Raw genomic sequence first — 16,415 nt, forward strand, 5'->3', positions numbered from 1 at the left:
GGCGACAACGTGAAGATGGTCGTGACGCTGATCAACCCGGTCGCGATGGATGAAGGTCTGCGCTTCGCAATTCGCGAAGGCGGCCGGACCGTCGGCGCCGGCGTGGTTGCCAAGATCGTCAAGTAAGCAATGCCTGCAGTTCGGCGGCCCTGGCCGCCGACACTGCGCGAATGGCGGGCCGGCTGAACATCGGTCCGCCTTCGTTGTCTTAGGGTTTGCGGTAAACGAGTACATACGCCAGTAGCTCAATTGGCAGAGCAGCGGTCTCCAAAACCGCAGGTTGGGGGTTCGAGTCCCTCCTGGCGTGCCACTCCTCTTTCCGGCCCAGCGACTCGGGTCAGATCGGTAACTAGAGCCGGATGAATAGCAAAATCGAGCCTTCCAAAAGCGCGTCTTCTGCCAGCGCTGATATTGTGAAATACGTTCTCTCCGCGATCCTGGTGGTTGCGGGGTTGTTTGTGTGGTTCTGGTTTTCTGCTCCCGAGCGTGCCACGCAGTTGGGAGCCTGGACGCCGCAGTTGCGCGCGCTGGCTGTCATTGTTGGGCTGGCGGCGGGTGCATTTGTGTTTTTAGGGACTGGCAAAGGCCGGGAAACCCGCGAATTCATGTCCGAATCCAGGTTTGAGTTGCGCAAGGTGGTCTGGCCGACGCGTCAGGAAGCCATTCGCACTACCTGGGTGGTGATTGTTGTTGTGATCATTCTGAGTTTGCTGTTGGGCGGCTTCGATTTCGTCATCCAGAAGCTCACGCAGTGGTTCCTGGCTCGTTAAGGAGAATCAAGCAGTGAAGCGTTGGTATGTCGTTCACGCCTATTCAGGCTTTGAAAAATCGGTTGCGCAGGCATTGCGCGATCGCATCGTCCGCACCGAAATGGAAGATCGTTTCGGTGACGTGCTGGTGCCGACCGAAGAAGTGATTGAAATGCGCGCCGGCCAGAAGCGTCGGTCTGAGCGTAAGTTCTTCCCCGGCTACGTGCTGGTGCAGATCGAAACCCACGAAGAAGCCGGTATTCCGCGCATCGACAATGAAAGCTGGCACTTGGTGAAGGAAACTTCCAAAGTCATGGGTTTCATTGGCGGTACGGCAGATCGTCCATTGCCGATTCGCGACGAAGAGGCTGATGCGATCCTGCAGCGTGTGCAGGATGGCGTTGAAAAGCCGCGTCCGAAGGTGCTGTTCGAGCCGGGTCAGATGGTGCGCGTCACCGATGGTCCGTTCAACGACTTCAATGGCGTTGTCGAAGAAGTCAACTACGAGAAAAGCCGGTTGCGTGTCGCCGTGCTCATCTTCGGTCGCTCCACGCCGGTCGAGCTCGAGTTCGGCCAGGTCGAGAAGGGCTGACCTAGGCGGGCGCCTGCTAGGCGCCTGCTCTAAATACTGCTATAGTGCGCGGCTCGCTGACCTGGCGACCGCCGGGAAATAATGGCTGCCGCATGGCAGCCATCTGCGTGTGGTACACAGCGCGACGCCGGGACGCGTGATTCTCCCGGTCCGATGGGGAGCCTGTTGTCAGGCGTTAGCACCCGGAGAGCATCGAAATGGCTAAGAAGATTACTTCCTACATCAAGTTGCAGGTTAAGGCCGGCCAGGCCAATCCTGCACCGCCGGTCGGCCCTGCACTGGGTCAGCGTGGTTTGAACATCATGGAATTCTGCAAAGCGTTCAACGCTGCGACTTCCAAGCTGGAGCCGGGTCTGCCGACGCCAGTGATCATCACCGCGTATTCCGACCGTACCTTCACCTTCGTCACCAAGAGCACGCCCGCCAGCGTGTTGCTCAAGAAGGTGGCGGGTGTTACTTCCGGTTCGAAGCGTCCCAATACCGACAAGGTCGGCAAGGTGACACGCAAGCAGCTGGAAGAGATCGCCAAGACCAAGGAAGCCGATCTGACGGCAGCCGAGCTCGAAGCGGCAGTTCGCACGATTGCGGGTACTGCCCGCAGCATGGGTTTGACGGTGGAGGGCTAAGACATGGCACAGAATAAGCGCGTTAAGGCCATTGCGGCCGCTGTCGTCCCGGGCAAGAACTATGCCTTCGAAGACGCAATCAAGATCCTGAAGACCGCCACCAAGGCCAAGTTCGTCGAATCCATCGACGTTGCTGTGCGCCTGGGCGTGGACGCCAAGAAGTCCGACCAGCAGGTGCGCGGTTCGACCGTGCTGCCGGCCGGTACCGGCAAGAGCGTGCGCGTTGCGGTGTTCGCACCGGCGGGCGCCAAGGCTGACGAAGCCCTGGCTGCAGGCGCCGAGGCAGTGGGCATGGACGACCTGGCCGAGAAGATGCAGGCCGGCGATCTGAACTACGACGTGGTCATCGCGACCCCGGATGCCATGCGCGTTGTCGGTAAGCTCGGCACCCTGCTGGGTCCGCGCGGTCTGATGCCGAATCCGAAGGTCGGCACCGTGTCGGCGAACCCGGGCGAAGCGGTCAAGAACGCCAAGTCGGGCCAGGTGCGTTACCGCACCGATAAGGCAGGCATCATCCACTGCACCATCGGCAAGGCTAGCTTCGACGACGAAGCGCTGAAGTCGAACCTGCAGGCGCTGCTGCTGGACCTGATCAAGGCCAAGCCGGCCACCTCGAAGGGGACCTACCTGCAGAAGGTGTCGGTCAGCTCGACCATGGGTCCGGGCGTGACGGTTGATCAGTCGAGCCTGTCGCTGAAGTAATCGAATCCGTCGGGCGTCATGCGCCTGACGTGTTTGTGCAGTACTGCATTGTTTTTCCGGCCCGGGCAACCGTGTGCTGGGAGTCCGTTCCCTCCTTTGGGGTAACGGACATTTTGAAGGCGATCGCCGGCATGTCCGGCGGTAGCCGTCAAAGACCGCAGGCGCGGTCAGCGCAGATCGACGACGGGCAGGGATGCTCGCACTGGCATGGAGTCGCCGTCGATGCAGCGGGATCGCTTAATTGGTTCGTTTCGAACTGGCCGGCGTAGATGGTGTCGCCCTTCTGGAGTTTTCTGGTTTACGCGCATCTGGGACATCCCGGATCGAGTCCACTCCAGGTCTAGAACGGCCACCAAAGGAACATCGGTCGATGTTCCCGGCTTCCAGGATGGAAGCTGCCCTGGACCGCAACCGGCAGGAGCCGCGAGCGGAGTAGTTTGAAGCGGGGATGAAAGGGTCGGCATTGGGGATTTTCAGGGCTGCTGCATGGCCTTGGGCGAATCCCGAATCGCAAATCTCGCGTCCCAGCTTTAACGGAGGAGTGCAATGGCTCTCAATCTGTCCCAGAAGCAAGAAGTAGTCGCCGAGCTGGCAGACATCGCCGCCAAGGCCCACTCCCTGATCGCCGCCGAATACGCTGGCACCACGGTCTCCCAGATGACCGCGATGCGCAAGCAGGCCCGCGAAACCGGTGTGTTCTTGAAAGTTGTCAAGAACACCCTGGCTGTGCGTGCCGTCGAAGGTACCGAATTTGCTGTCGCGTCTGACAAGCTGGTCGGTCCTTTGGTGTATGCGTTTTCGATGGAGGAGCCCGGCGCTGCCGGTCGCCTGATCAAGGAATTCGCCAAGAGCAACGACAAGCTGCAGGCCAAGGTTGTGGCAATCGGCGGGGAACTGTTCCCGGCGAGCCACGTCGACGTGTTGGCTTCGCTGCCGACCCGTGACCAGGCTCTGGCCATGCTGGCCCGCGTGCTGTCCGAACCGGCTGCCATGTTCGCCCGTGCCGTCAAGGCCGTTGGCGACAAGCAGGGCGGTGGCGACGAAGCCGCCGAGCCGGTCGCCGAGACTGCCGAAGCTTGATGTCCTAGCGTCTGCTAGAAACCATTCCAGAATTAATTTCTAAAAGGTAATCACAATGTCCCTTACCAACGAACAGATCGTCGACGCCATCGCCGAGAAGTCCCTGATGGAAGTGATGGAGCTGGTCAAGGCCATCGAAGAGAAGTTCGGCGTCTCCGCCGCCGCTCCGGTCGCTGCCGCTGCAGCTGGCCCGGCTGCTGTGGTCGAAGAGCAGACCGAGTTCAACGTGGTGCTGGTCAACTGCGGCACCAACAAGGTCGGCGTCATTAAGGCCGTCCGTGCCGTGACCGGCCTGGGTCTGAAGGAAGCCAAGGATCTGACCGAAGCCGGTGGCATCCTGAAGGAAGGCGCGTCCAAGGACGAAGCCGAGAAGATCAAGAAGGAATTGACCGAAGCCGGCGCGACCGTCGAAGTCAAGTAAGCAGCATCTTGCATCGCCAGCGTTTTACGGTGATGCACTGAAGGCTGGGGGCCCAAAGCCCCCGGCCTTTGGCCGTTTCGGACGTGAGTCGGGAATGGGAGTTGGAGATCTGCAACTGCGAGGTTGCGCTTTTCCGAATCCCACATCTCCACTCCCGATTCCCGGCCTCACCGAGTTGGTAGTTGGAAGTAGCAAGAGAAGGCGTGCTGGTGCCGGCAATACCAGCGACTTCCAACTGACAATTTTGTTATTTCAGGGCCGCCGCGACGCGGCCCCCGCAGCCTAGGGTGAAGACCTCATGACGTCTTATTCGTTCACCGAAAAAAAGCGTATCCGCAAGGATTTCGGTAAGCAGCGCTCGATTCTCGAAGTGCCGTTTCTGCTTGCCATCCAGGTGGATTCCTATCGCGAATTCCTGCAGGAAGATGTGGAGCCGACCAAGCGCAAAGACCTCGGTCTGCATGCTGCTCTGAAGTCGGTGTTCCCGATCTCCAGCTACAGCGGCAACGCTGCGCTCGAGTACGTGGGCTACAAGCTGGGTCAGCCGGTGTTTGACGAGCGCGAATGCCGTCAGCGCGGCATGAGCTATGGCGCGCCGCTGCGCGTGACCGTGCGTCTGGTGATCTACGACCGCGAGTCGTCGACCAAGGCCATCAAGTACGTGAAGGAGCAGGAGGTCTATCTCGGCGAAATCCCGCTGATGACCGGCAACGGTACCTTCATCGTCAACGGCACCGAGCGCGTGATCGTGTCGCAGCTGCACCGCTCGCCGGGCGTGTTCTTCGACCACGACCGTGGCAAGACGCACAGCTCGGGCAAGCTGCTGTATAGCGCCCGCATCATTCCGTACCGCGGTTCCTGGTTGGACTTCGAGTTCGACCCGAAGGACGCGCTGTTCACCCGTATCGACCGTCGCCGCAAGCTGCCGGTGTCGATCCTGTTGCGCGCGCTTGGCTACAACAACGAAGAGATGTTGGCCGAGTTCTTCGAGATCAACACGTTCCATATCAATCCGGACGAAGGCGTGCAGCTGGAGCTGGTGCCGGAGCGTCTGCGTGGTGAAACGCTGAACTTCGACCTGGCCGATGGCGACAAGGTCATCGTGGAAGCGGGCAAGCGCATCACCGCCCGTCACGTCAAGCAGCTGGAAGCCGCCGGCGTTGCCGCGCTGGCCGTGCCGGACGACTATTTAGTCGGCCGCATCCTGTCGCACGACGTGGTCGATGCTTCGACCGGCGAACTGCTGGCCAATGCCAACGACGAAATTAGCGAAGACCAGTTGGCTGCCTTCCGTAAGGCCGGCGTCGACGCGGTCGGCACCCTGTGGGTGAACGACCTGGATCGCGGTCCGTACCTGTCCAACACCTTGCGCATCGATCCGACCAAGACGCAGCTCGAAGCGCTGGTCGAAATCTACCGCATGATGCGTCCGGGCGAGCCGCCGACCAAGGAAGCCGCGCAGAACCTGTTCCACAACCTGTTCTTCACCTTCGAGCGCTACGACCTGTCCACGGTCGGCCGCATGAAGTTCAACCGTCGCGTCGGCCGCAAGGAAGTGCTGGGCGAGTCGGTGCTGTACGACAAGAAGTACTTTGCCGAGCGTAACGACGAAGAATCCAAGCGTCTGGTCGCCGAGCACACCGACACCTCCGACATCCTGGAAGTGATCAAGGTGCTCACCGAAATCCGCAACGGTCGCGGCGTGGTCGATGACATCGATCACCTGGGCAACCGTCGCGTGCGTTCGGTCGGCGAAATGGCCGAGAACGTGTTCCGCGTCGGCCTGGTCCGCGTCGAGCGCGCGGTCAAGGAGCGTCTGTCGATGGCGGAGTCGGAAGGTCTGACCCCGCAGGAATTGATCAACGCCAAGCCGGTGGCCGCCGCGATCAAGGAATTCTTCGGTTCCTCGCAGCTGTCGCAGTTCATGGACCAGAACAACCCGCTGTCGGAAGTGACGCACAAGCGTCGCGTCTCCGCACTGGGCCCGGGCGGTCTGACCCGCGAGCGTGCAGGCTTCGAAGTGCGCGACGTGCATCCGACCCATTACGGCCGCGTCTGCACCATCGAAACGCCGGAAGGCCCGAACATCGGCCTGATCAACTCGCTGGCCGTGTTCGCCCGCACCAATCAGTACGGCTTCCTCGAAACGCCGTACCGGAAGGTGCTGGACGGCAAGGTGTCCGACGACGTCGAATACCTGTCGGCGATCGAAGAAAACGAGTACGTGATCGCCCAGGCGAACGCGCTGACCGACGTCAAGAACATGCTCACCGAGCAGTTCGTGCCATGCCGGTTCCAGGGCGAGTCGCTGCTCAAGCCGCCGGCAGAAGTCCACTTCATGGACGTCTCGCCGATGCAGACCGTGTCGGTCGCAGCGGCGCTGGTGCCGTTCCTGGAACACGATGACGCGAACCGCGCACTGATGGGCGCCAACATGCAGCGCCAGGCCGTGCCGACGTTGCGTTCGCAGAAGCCGCTGGTCGGTACCGGCATCGAGCGTGCGGTTGCGCGCGACTCGGGCGTGACCGTCAACGCGCTGCGTGGTGGCGTGATCGAGCAGATCGATGCGGCCCGCATCGTGGTCAAGGTCAACGAGGCAGAAATTGGCGGCGGCACCGATGCCGGCGTGGATATCTACAACCTGATCAAGTACACCCGCTCCAACCAGAACACCTGCATCAACCAGCGTCCGCTGGTGAATGTGGGCGACGTGATCGCGCGCGGCGACGTGCTGGCCGACGGCCCGTCCACCGACATCGGTGAGCTGGCGCTGGGTCAGAACATGCTGATCGCCTTCATGCCGTGGAACGGCTACAACTTCGAAGACTCCATCCTGCTCTCCGAGCGCGTGGTGGAAGAGGATCGTTACACCACGATCCACATCGAAGAGCTGACCTGCGTTGCACGCGACACCAAGCTGGGGCCGGAGGAAATTTCCGCCGACATCCCGAACGTGTCCGAGCAGGCCTTGAACCGTCTGGACGAAAGCGGCGTGGTGTACATCGGTGCGGAAGTGCGCGCCGGCGACATCATGGTCGGCAAGGTCACGCCGAAGGGCGAAAGCCAGCTGACCCCGGAAGAAAAACTGCTGCGTGCGATCTTCGGTGAGAAGGCGTCCGACGTGAAGGACAGCTCGCTGCGCGTGCCCCCGGGCATGGACGGCACCGTCATCGACGTGCAGGTCTTCACCCGCGACGGCATCGAGAAGGACAAGCGTGCGCGCCAGATCGAAGAATCCGAGATCAAGCGCGTCAAGAAGGACTTCGACGACCAGTTCCGCATTCTGGAAGCGGCCATCTACGCACGTCTGCGCTCGCAGATCGTGGGCAAGGTCGCCAATGGCGGTCCGAACCTGAAGAAGGGCGACAACGTCACCGACGCGTATCTGGACGGGCTGAAGAAGTCCGATTGGTTCCAGCTGCGCATGAAGGACGAAGACGCTGCCGACGCCATCGAACGCGCGCAGAAGCAGATCCAGGCGCACGAGAAGGAATTCGAAGCACGCTTTGCCGACAAGCGCGGCAAGATCACCCAGGGCGATGACCTCGCACCGGGCGTGCTGAAGATGGTCAAGGTGTTCCTGGCGGTGAAGCGCCGCATCCAGCCGGGCGACAAGATGGCAGGCCGCCACGGCAACAAGGGTGTGGTCTCCAACGTCGTGCCGGTCGAAGACATGCCGTACATGGCAACCGGCGAGCCGGTGGACATCGTGCTGAACCCGCTCGGCGTGCCGTCGCGTATGAACATCGGCCAGATTCTGGAAGTGCATTTGGGCTGGGCCGCCAAGGGCCTGGGTCGCAAGATCCAGCGCATGCTGGAAGCGCAGACCGCGGTCAGCGAGCTGCGCAAGTTCCTGGACGACATCTACAACCACGACAGCGCGATCAATGCGCAGCGTGTGGATCTGTCGCAGTTCAGCGATGAGGAACTGCTCAACCTGGGCAAGAACCTGATCGACGGCGTGCCGATGGCCACCCCGGTGTTCGACGGCGCCAGCGAAGCGGAAATCAAGCGCATGCTGGAACTGGCCGAACTGCCGCAGAGCGGTCAGACCCAGTTGTACGACGGTCGCACTGGCGAAGCGTTCGATCGCAAGACCACGGTTGGCTACATGCATTACCTGAAGTTGAACCACTTGGTCGACGACAAGATGCATGCCCGTTCGACCGGCCCGTACTCGCTCGTGACCCAGCAGCCGCTGGGCGGCAAGGCGCAGTTCGGTGGTCAGCGCTTCGGCGAAATGGAAGTCTGGGCGCTGGAAGCCTACGGCGCGGCCTACACCCTGCAGGAAATGCTGACGGTGAAGTCCGACGACGTGCAGGGCCGCAACCAGATGTACAAGAACATCGTCGATGGTGAGCACGAGATGGTCGCGGGCATGCCGGAGTCCTTCAACGTGTTGGTGAAGGAAATCCGCTCGCTGGCGATCAACATGGAACTGGAAGAGTGATCGAGCTGGATCCAGGCGCTGTAATGCGGTGCCTGGATCCGGAACGTAATGCCCTCGGTTTCATCTCAGATACGAAATTCCTCCGACCCGGAGATATCCAATGAAAGACCTGCTCAACCTCTTCAATCAACAGCGCCAGACGCTGGATTTCGACGCGATCAAGATCGCGCTGGCGTCGCCTGACCTGATCCGTTCGTGGTCCTACGGCGAAGTGAAGAAGCCCGAAACCATCAACTACCGCACCTTCAAGCCGGAGCGTGACGGCCTGTTCTGCGCCGCGATCTTTGGCCCGATCAAGGATTACGAGTGCCTGTGCGGCAAGTACAAGCGCATGAAGCACCGCGGTGTGGTCTGCGAAAAGTGCGGCACCGAAGTCACCCTGGCCAAGGTGCGTCGCGAGCGCATGGGTCACATCGACCTGGCCTCGCCGGTCGCGCACATCTGGTTCCTCAAGTCGCTGCCCTCGCGTATCGGTTTGATGCTGGACATGACCCTGCGTGACATCGAGCGCGTGCTGTACTTCGAAGCCTACGTGGTCACCGAGCCGGGCCTGACCCCGCTCGAGCGCCGCCAGCTGCTGACCGAAGAGCAGTACCTGACTGCACGCCAGGAGTACAACGACGATTTCGACGCCGCCATGGGCGCCGAGGCCGTGTACGAGCTGCTGCGCACGATCGACCTGCAATCGGAAATGACCCGCCTGCGCGAAGAAATCGCCAGCACCGGTTCGGAAACCAAGCTCAAGCGTCTGACCAAGCGCATCAAGTTGATCGAAGCCTTCCTGGAATCGGGCAACCGTCCGGAGTGGATGGTCATGACCGTGCTTCCCGTGCTGCCGCCGGACCTGCGTCCGCTGGTGCCGCTGGATGGTGGCCGCTTCGCGACCTCGGATCTGAACGATCTGTACCGCCGCGTGATCAACCGCAACAACCGTCTGCGTCGCCTGCTGGAGCTCAATGCGCCGGACATCATCGTGCGCAACGAAAAGCGCATGCTGCAGGAATCGGTCGATGCACTGCTGGACAACGGCCGTCGTGGCCGTGCCATCACCGGCACCAACAAGCGTCCGCTGAAGTCGCTGGCCGACATGATCAAGGGCAAGCAGGGCCGGTTCCGTCAGAACCTGCTCGGCAAGCGCGTGGATTACTCCGGTCGTTCGGTCATCACCGTCGGTCCGTACCTCAAGCTGCACCAGTGCGGCCTGCCGAAGAAGATGGCGCTCGAGCTGTTCAAGCCGTTCGTGTTCGCCAAGCTGCAGCGTCGTGGCCTGGCCACCACCATCAAGGCCGCCAAGAAGCTCGTCGAGCGCGAAGAGGCCGAGGTGTGGGACATCCTCGAAGAAGTCATTCGCGAGCATCCGGTGCTGTTGAACCGTGCGCCGACCCTGCACCGTCTGGGCATCCAGGCGTTCGAGCCGGTGTTGATCGAAGGCAAGGCCATCCAGCTGCATCCGCTGGTGTGTACTGCCTTCAACGCCGACTTCGACGGTGACCAGATGGCCGTCCACGTACCGCTCTCGCTGGAAGCCCAGCTGGAAGCGCGTGCGCTGATGATGTCCACCAACAACATCCTGTCGCCGGCCAACGGCGAGCCGATCATCGTGCCGTCGCAGGACGTGGTGTTGGGCCTGTACTACATGAGCCGCGCCCTGGAGAACAAGAAGGGCGAGGGCATGGTGTTTGCGAACACCAGCGAAGTGAAGCGCGCCTACGACAACCGCGTGGTGGAACTGCACGCCAAGGTCAAGGTTCGCATCACCCAGGTGGACGTCGATGCTGTCGACGGCAAGCGCACCAGCGGCACCTCGATCGTGGACACCACGGTCGGTCGTGCGTTGCTGAGCGAAATCCTGCCGGAAGGTCTGCCGTTCCAGCTGGCCAACACCGAGATGACCAAGAAGAACATCTCGCGTCTGATCAACTCCAGCTACCGTCTGCTGGGCTTGAAGGACACCGTCGTGTTCGCCGACAAGCTGATGTACACCGGCTATGCCTACGCCACTCGCGCGGGCGTGTCGATCGGCATCGACGACATGCTGATCCCGGACGAGAAGAAGGGCATCCTCACCGAGGCAGAAGCCGAAGTGCTGGAAATCCAGGAGCAGTATCAGTCGGGCCTGGTCACCGCCGGTGAGCGTTACAACAAGGTCGTGGACATCTGGTCGCGTACCAGCGAGCGCATCGCCAAGGCGATGATGGACACCATCGGTACCGAGAAGGTCGAAAATGCCAAGGGCGAAACCATCGACCAGAAGTCGATGAACTCGCTCTACATCATGGCCGACTCCGGTGCGCGTGGTAGCCAGGCGCAGATCCGTCAGCTGGCTGGTATGCGTGGCCTGATGGCGCGTCCGGACGGCTCGATCATCGAGACGCCCATCAAGGCGAACTTCCGCGAAGGCTTGAACGTGCAGGAGTACTTCAACTCCACCCACGGTGCGCGTAAGGGTCTGGCCGATACCGCGTTGAAGACCGCGAACTCGGGTTACCTGACCCGTCGTCTGGTCGACGTCGCGCAGGACGTGGTGATCACCGAAGTCGATTGCGGCACCACCGAAGGGTTGATCATGACCCCGATCGTGGAAGGCGGCGACGTGGTGGAGCCGTTGAAGGAGCGCGTGCTGGGCCGTGTCGTGGCCGAGGACGTGTACCTGCCGGGCAACGACGAAGAGCCGATCGTCACCCGCAATACGCTGCTCGACGAAGCCTGGGTTGCCAAGCTGGAAGACGCCAGCGTGCAGTCGGTGAAGGTGCGTTCGACTATCAGCTGCGAATCGTCGTTCGGCGTGTGCGCACGTTGCTACGGTCGCGATCTTGCACGTGGTCACCAGGTCAACATCGGTGAAGCTGTCGGCGTCATCGCCGCGCAGTCGATCGGTGAGCCGGGTACCCAGCTGACCATGCGTACGTTCCACATCGGTGGTGCGGCATCGCGTGCGGCTGCGGTGGATAACATCACCGTCAAGACCACCGGTTCGGTGAAGTTCAACAACCTCAAGTCGGTGGCGCATGCCAGCGGCGCACTGGTTGCGGTCTCGCGTTCTGGCGAACTGTCCGTGCTCGATGGCCATGGCCGCGAGCGCGAGCGTTACAAGCTGCCGTACGGCGCCACCATCACCGCCAAAGACGGCGATGCGGTCAAGGCCGGGCAGGGCGTTGCCAACTGGGATCCGCATAACCACCCGATCGTGTCGGAAGTGGCCGGTTTCATTCGCTTCATCGACTTCGTCGACGGCGTCACCGTCATCGAGAAGACCGACGAACTGACTGGCCTGGCCTCGCGCGAAATCACCGACCCGAAGCGTCGCGGTGCGCATGCCAAGGAACTGCGCCCGATCGTGCGCATCGTCGATGGCAAGGGCAACGACCTGACGATCCCGAATACGGATCTGCCGGCGCAGTACCTGTTGCCGCCGCGCTCCATCGTCAACCTGCAGGACGGCGCCGCTGTCGGCGTGGGCGACGTGGTCGCCAAGATCCCGCAGGAAGCGTCCAAGACCCGCGACATCACCGGTGGTCTGCCGCGCGTTGCCGACTTGTTCGAAGCACGCAAGCCGAAGGATCCGGCGATCCTGGCCGAGCGCTCGGGCATCATCAGCTTCGGTAAGGACACCAAGGGCAAGCAGCGTCTGATCATCAAGGACACCGATGGCAGCGAACACGAAGAGCTGATCCCGAAGTACCGCCAGATCATCGTGTTCGAAGGCGAGCATGTGACCAAGGGCGAGACCGTGGTGGACGGCGAGCCGAGCCCGCAGGACATTCTGCGTCTGCTGGGTGTCGAGCCGCTGGCCGCGTATCTGGTCAAGGAAATCCAGGACGTGTATCGCCTGCAGGGCGTGAAGATCAACGACAAGCACATCGAGGTGATCACTCGCCAGATGCTGCGCAAGGTCGAGATCACCGACCAGGGCACCAGCAAGTTCCTCAATGGCGAGCAGGTCGAGCGCCAGCGCGTCATCGAGGAAAATGTCCGCCTGGTCAAGCGCAACGAACTGCCGGCCAAGTACGATCCGGTCCTGCTGGGTATCACCAAGGCCTCGCTGGCCACCGAGTCGTTCATCTCGGCGGCCTCGTTCCAGGAGACCACGCGTGTGTTGACCGAGGCTGCCGTGCGCGGTACCCGCGACAACCTGCGCGGCCTGAAGGAAAACGTGATCGTGGGTCGTCTGATCCCGGCCGGTACCGGTCTGGCTTACCACGCCGGGCGTCGTAAATCGTCCGGTCTGACCGACTCGGAAATGGAAACCTTGTCGGGCAAGCCGACGGTTGCCGAACCGGTCGTCGCTGTGGCGGACGCCGGCGCGGACGAGGAGTAAGCGCTTGCGACGGCGCTCGCAAGAGCGCCGTCAGCCAAGCGAGAGGAGGGCAGGAGGCCTTCCGTTTTCCGGCCTTTGGACGGGCCAGCAGGGTTGGGTTTCCGTGAAGTTGACGGAGTTTCGTCCTGCCAGCTATACTTCCCTGTCTCGGCGGGCCGTTTTTCGGCCTGCCTTCGTTTTCGTGCAAGGCCGTCTCGGCCTCTCTAATCAGAAGAATCAACTGATGACGACGATCAATCAGCTGGTCCGCAAGCCTCGGCAAGCGACCACCTACAAGAGTGCCTCCCCGGCACTGGACAAGTGTCCGCAGCGCCGCGGCGTCTGCACACGCGTCTATACCACTACCCCGAAGAAGCCGAACTCGGCCCTGCGTAAGGTTGCCAAAGTGCGCCTGACCAATCAGGAAGAGGTCATCAGCTACATCGGTGGTGAAGGTCACAACCTGCAGGAGCACTCCGTGGTCCTGATTCGTGGTGGCCGCGTCAAGGATCTTCCCGGTGTGCGTTATCACACCGTCCGTGGTTCGCTGGACGCCGCCGGCGTCGCAAAGCGCCGTCAAGGTCGTTCCAAGTACGGCGCCAAGCGCCCGAAGAGCTAAGGAAATACTCCAATGTCCCGTAAAGGTTCTACTCCGCAGCGCACCGTCCTGCCTGATCCAAAGCATGGCAGCGAAACCATTGCCCGCTTCATCAATATGGTGATGCAAAGTGGCAAGAAGTCGGTTGCTGAGAAAATTGTCTATGGCGCGATGGACGTCATTGGCGAAAAGAATCCGAATGCCGTCGAGCTAGTGCAAAAAGCACTGGACAACGTGGCCCCGGCTGTCGAAGTTAAATCGCGTCGCGTTGGTGGTGCTACCTATCAGGTGCCCGTCGAAGTGCGCTCCTCCCGTCGCACGGCGCTGGCAATGCGCTGGTTGATCGATTCCGCGCGCAAGCGTGGCGAGAACACCATGCCGCGCAAGCTGGCTGCAGAACTGTTGGACGCCTCGGAAAGCCGTGGCGGCGCGATCAAGAAGCGCGAAGAGACTCACCGTATGGCGGAAGCGAACAAGGCGTTCGCACACTACCGCTGGTGACCTCGGGGGCCTTGGTAACGGGGCCCTTCAGCACCATATGAGTGCTGTTTGCGACGCGTCTCGCGTCGCATTCAATCCGAAGGCCGCCGAAAGGCGGCGTTCGGCCATCCGAAATCCAAGAAATTGAGAGGCTCCCCGTGGCCCGCACCACCCCTATCGAGCGTTACCGCAACTTCGGCATCATGGCCCACATCGATGCCGGCAAGACCACCACCTCCGAGCGCATCCTGTTCTACACCGGTGTCAGTCACAAGATCGGCGAAGTCCATGACGGCGCTGCAGTGATGGACTGGATGGAGCAGGAGCAGGAGCGTGGTATCACCATCACCTCCGCTGCGACCACTGCGTTCTGGTCGGGTATGGACAAGTCCATGCCGCAGCATCGCCTGAACATCATCGACACCCCCGGGCACGTCGACTTCACCATCGAAGTGGAGCGCTCCTTGCGCGTGCTCGACGGTGCGGTGTTCGTGCTGTGCGCCGTGGGTGGCGTGCAGCCGCAGTCCGAGACTGTGTGGCGCCAGGCCAACAAGTATTCCGTGCCGCGCATGGCCTTCGTCAACAAGATGGACCGTACCGGTGCCAACTTCGACAAGGTCGTCGAGCAGCTGAGAGCCCGTCTGGGTGCCTATGCCGTGCCGATGCAGGTGCCGATCGGCGCCGAAGACGGTTTCGAGGGCGTGGTCGACCTGTTGAAGATGAAGGCGATTCATTGGGATATCGCGTCGCAGGGCACCACCTTCGAATACGGCGACATCCCGGCCGACCTGGTCGAGATTGCGACCGAGGCGCGTTCGTTCATGGTCGAAGCGGCTGCAGAAGCCAGCGAAGAGCTCATGGACAAGTACCTCAACGAAGGCGACCTGAGCGAAGAAGAGATCCTGGTGGGTCTGCGCGAGCGCACCCTGAAGGTCGAGATCGTGCCGGTGTTCTGCGGCTCGGCGTTCAAGAACAAGGGCGTGCAGGCCATGCTCGACGGCGTTGTGCATCTGCTGCCGTCGCCGGCCGACCGTCCGCCGGTTGCCGGCATCGACGAAGACGAGAAGGAAGACAGCCGTCCTGCGACCGACACCGCGCCGTTCTCGGCGTTGGCGTTCAAGATCATGACCGATCCGTTCGTGGGCTCGCTGACGTTCTTCCGTGTCTACTCGGGCACGCTGAACTCCGGCGACCAGGTCTATAACCCGGTCAAGTCGAAGAAAGAGCGCGTGGGCCGCATCCTGCAGATGCATTCCAACAATCGCGAAGAGATCAAGGAAGTGCGCGCTGGTGACATCGCCGCGGCCGTGGGTCTGAAGGACGTCACCACCGGCGATACGCTGTGTGCACAGGACAAGATCATCACCCTGGAGCGCATGATTTTCCCGGAGCCGGTGATCTCGATGGCGGTGGAGCCCAAGACCAAGTCGGACCAGGAAAAGATGGGTACGGCGCTGGGTCGCCTGGCGCAGGAAGATCCCTCGTTCCGCGTCAAGACCGACGAAGAATCCGGCCAGACCATCATCTCCGGCATGGGCGAGTTGCACCTGGACATCATCGTCGACCGCATGCGTCGCGAGTTCAATGTCGAGGCCAACGTTGGCAAGCCGCAGGTTGCGTATCGCGAAACGATCCGCAAGACCGACGTCAAGTCCGACTACAAGCACGCCAAGCAGTCCGGTGGTAAGGGTCAGTACGGTCACGTCGTGATCGAGCTGTCGCCGATGACCGAAGAAGATCGTAAGAACGATAGCGTCAAGGACGATTTCCTCTTCATCAACGACATCACCGGCGGCATCATTCCGAAGGAATTCATCCCCTCGGTCGAGAAGGGCCTGCGCGAAACGATCACCAGTGGTCCGATCGCTGGCTTCCCGGTGGTGGGTGTCAAGGTCAAGCTGGTGTTCGGCTCGTACCATGACGTCGACTCCTCGGAAATGGCGTTCAAGCTGGCCGCGTCGATGGCGTTCAAGCAGGGCTTTGCGAAAGCCAGCCCGGTGTTGCTCGAGCCGATCATGAAGGTCGAGATCGTCAGCCCGGAGGATTACCTGGGCGACGTGATGGGCGACGTGAGCCGCCGTCGCGGCGTGTTGCAGGGTCAGGACGACAGCCCGTCGGGCAAGATCATCAATGCGATGATTCCGCTGGGTGAGATGTTCGGTTACGCGACCTCGCTGCGCTCGATGAGTCAGGGGCGTGCAACGTTCTCGATGGAATTCGACCATTACGAAGAGGCGCCGACCAACATCGCCGACGCCGTCACCAAGAAGGGCTGAGTTCGCTCAGCCGCTTCAAAAATTTTCTAATTAGAGGTAGCAAGTCATGGCAAAAGCTAAATTCGAGCGCAACAAGCTGCACGTCAATGTCGGCACCATTGGTCACGTTGACCATGGCAAGACCACGTTGACCGCTGCGCTGAC

General features: G+C 61.4%; 12 protein-coding genes, 1 tRNA gene and 1 pseudogene. All 14 read left to right on the forward strand.

Annotated elements, in window-relative coordinates:
- Window positions 1-126, forward strand: a pseudogene (tuf, locus tag ASF90_RS21420) (elongation factor Tu); the annotation flags it as partial.
- A gap of 108 nt (window positions 127-234) precedes the next feature.
- Window positions 235-310: transfer RNA gene (locus tag ASF90_RS04720), tRNA-Trp, on the forward strand.
- 49 nt (window positions 311-359) lie between these two features.
- Window positions 360-770 (forward strand): preprotein translocase subunit SecE, encoded by a 411-nt coding sequence (gene secE, locus ASF90_RS04725; RefSeq protein ID WP_055846620.1) that lies wholly within the window; start codon window positions 360-362, stop codon window positions 768-770.
- A gap of 13 nt (window positions 771-783) precedes the next feature.
- Window positions 784-1,341, forward strand: coding sequence for a transcription termination/antitermination protein NusG (gene nusG / locus ASF90_RS04730; RefSeq protein WP_005993332.1), 558 nt, complete (start codon window positions 784-786; stop codon window positions 1,339-1,341).
- Window positions 1,342-1,538: 197 nt separating this feature from the next.
- On the forward strand, window positions 1,539-1,967 hold the full coding sequence (rplK, locus tag ASF90_RS04735) for a 50S ribosomal protein L11 (protein ID WP_055846621.1): 429 nt from the start codon (window positions 1,539-1,541) through the stop codon (window positions 1,965-1,967).
- A gap of 3 nt (window positions 1,968-1,970) precedes the next feature.
- Window positions 1,971-2,669 carry a 50S ribosomal protein L1 gene (rplA, locus tag ASF90_RS04740; RefSeq protein WP_055846624.1) on the forward strand — a complete coding sequence of 233 codons (699 nt, stop codon included), beginning with the start codon at window positions 1,971-1,973 and terminating at the stop codon, window positions 2,667-2,669.
- 546 nt (window positions 2,670-3,215) lie between these two features.
- Window positions 3,216-3,749: a 50S ribosomal protein L10 gene (gene rplJ, locus ASF90_RS04745; RefSeq protein WP_055846625.1), complete on the forward strand. Its 534-nt coding sequence runs from the start codon at window positions 3,216-3,218 to the stop codon at window positions 3,747-3,749.
- 55 nt (window positions 3,750-3,804) lie between these two features.
- On the forward strand, window positions 3,805-4,170 hold the full coding sequence (gene rplL, locus ASF90_RS04750; protein ID WP_055846628.1) for a 50S ribosomal protein L7/L12: 366 nt from the start codon (window positions 3,805-3,807) through the stop codon (window positions 4,168-4,170).
- A gap of 298 nt (window positions 4,171-4,468) precedes the next feature.
- Window positions 4,469-8,620 (forward strand): DNA-directed RNA polymerase subunit beta, encoded by a 4,152-nt coding sequence (gene rpoB, locus ASF90_RS04755; RefSeq protein WP_055846631.1) that lies wholly within the window; start codon window positions 4,469-4,471, stop codon window positions 8,618-8,620.
- Between the two features lie 100 nt (window positions 8,621-8,720).
- Window positions 8,721-12,938, forward strand: coding sequence for a DNA-directed RNA polymerase subunit beta' (rpoC, locus tag ASF90_RS04760; RefSeq protein WP_055846634.1), 4,218 nt, complete (start codon window positions 8,721-8,723; stop codon window positions 12,936-12,938).
- Window positions 12,939-13,161: 223 nt separating this feature from the next.
- On the forward strand, window positions 13,162-13,536 hold the full coding sequence (gene rpsL / locus ASF90_RS04765; RefSeq protein ID WP_002811712.1) for a 30S ribosomal protein S12: 375 nt from the start codon (window positions 13,162-13,164) through the stop codon (window positions 13,534-13,536).
- Window positions 13,537-13,548: 12 nt separating this feature from the next.
- On the forward strand, window positions 13,549-14,016 hold the full coding sequence (rpsG, locus tag ASF90_RS04770; RefSeq protein ID WP_006450629.1) for a 30S ribosomal protein S7: 468 nt from the start codon (window positions 13,549-13,551) through the stop codon (window positions 14,014-14,016).
- Window positions 14,017-14,153: 137 nt separating this feature from the next.
- The gene (fusA, locus tag ASF90_RS04775; protein ID WP_055846638.1) at window positions 14,154-16,271 is read left to right on the forward strand and encodes an elongation factor G; all 2,118 of its coding nucleotides are present in this window, start codon (window positions 14,154-14,156) and stop codon (window positions 16,269-16,271) included.
- A gap of 46 nt (window positions 16,272-16,317) precedes the next feature.
- On the forward strand, window positions 16,318-16,415 hold a 98-nt coding region (locus ASF90_RS04780; RefSeq protein ID WP_153066014.1), incomplete at its 3' end, for a GTP-binding protein.

The organism is Xanthomonas sp. Leaf148, assembly GCF_001423585.1.
Lineage (GTDB): Bacteria > Pseudomonadota > Gammaproteobacteria > Xanthomonadales > Xanthomonadaceae > Xanthomonas.

What these genes read in the sequence shown, in the direction of transcription:
- secE (WP_055846620.1), top strand. Translation starts at nt 360, where the DNA reads ATGAATAGCAAAATCGAGCCTTCCAAAAGCGCGTCTTCTGCCAGCGCT.
- rplK (WP_055846621.1), top strand. Translation starts at nt 1,539, where the DNA reads ATGGCTAAGAAGATTACTTCCTACATCAAGTTGCAGGTTAAGGCCGGC.
- rplA (WP_055846624.1), top strand. Translation starts at nt 1,971, where the DNA reads ATGGCACAGAATAAGCGCGTTAAGGCCATTGCGGCCGCTGTCGTCCCG.
- rplJ (WP_055846625.1), top strand. Translation starts at nt 3,216, where the DNA reads ATGGCTCTCAATCTGTCCCAGAAGCAAGAAGTAGTCGCCGAGCTGGCA.
- rplL (WP_055846628.1), top strand. Translation starts at nt 3,805, where the DNA reads ATGTCCCTTACCAACGAACAGATCGTCGACGCCATCGCCGAGAAGTCC.
- rpoB (WP_055846631.1), top strand. Translation starts at nt 4,469, where the DNA reads ATGACGTCTTATTCGTTCACCGAAAAAAAGCGTATCCGCAAGGATTTC.
- rpoC (WP_055846634.1), top strand. Translation starts at nt 8,721, where the DNA reads ATGAAAGACCTGCTCAACCTCTTCAATCAACAGCGCCAGACGCTGGAT.
- rpsL (WP_002811712.1), top strand. Translation starts at nt 13,162, where the DNA reads ATGACGACGATCAATCAGCTGGTCCGCAAGCCTCGGCAAGCGACCACC.
- rpsG (WP_006450629.1), top strand. Translation starts at nt 13,549, where the DNA reads ATGTCCCGTAAAGGTTCTACTCCGCAGCGCACCGTCCTGCCTGATCCA.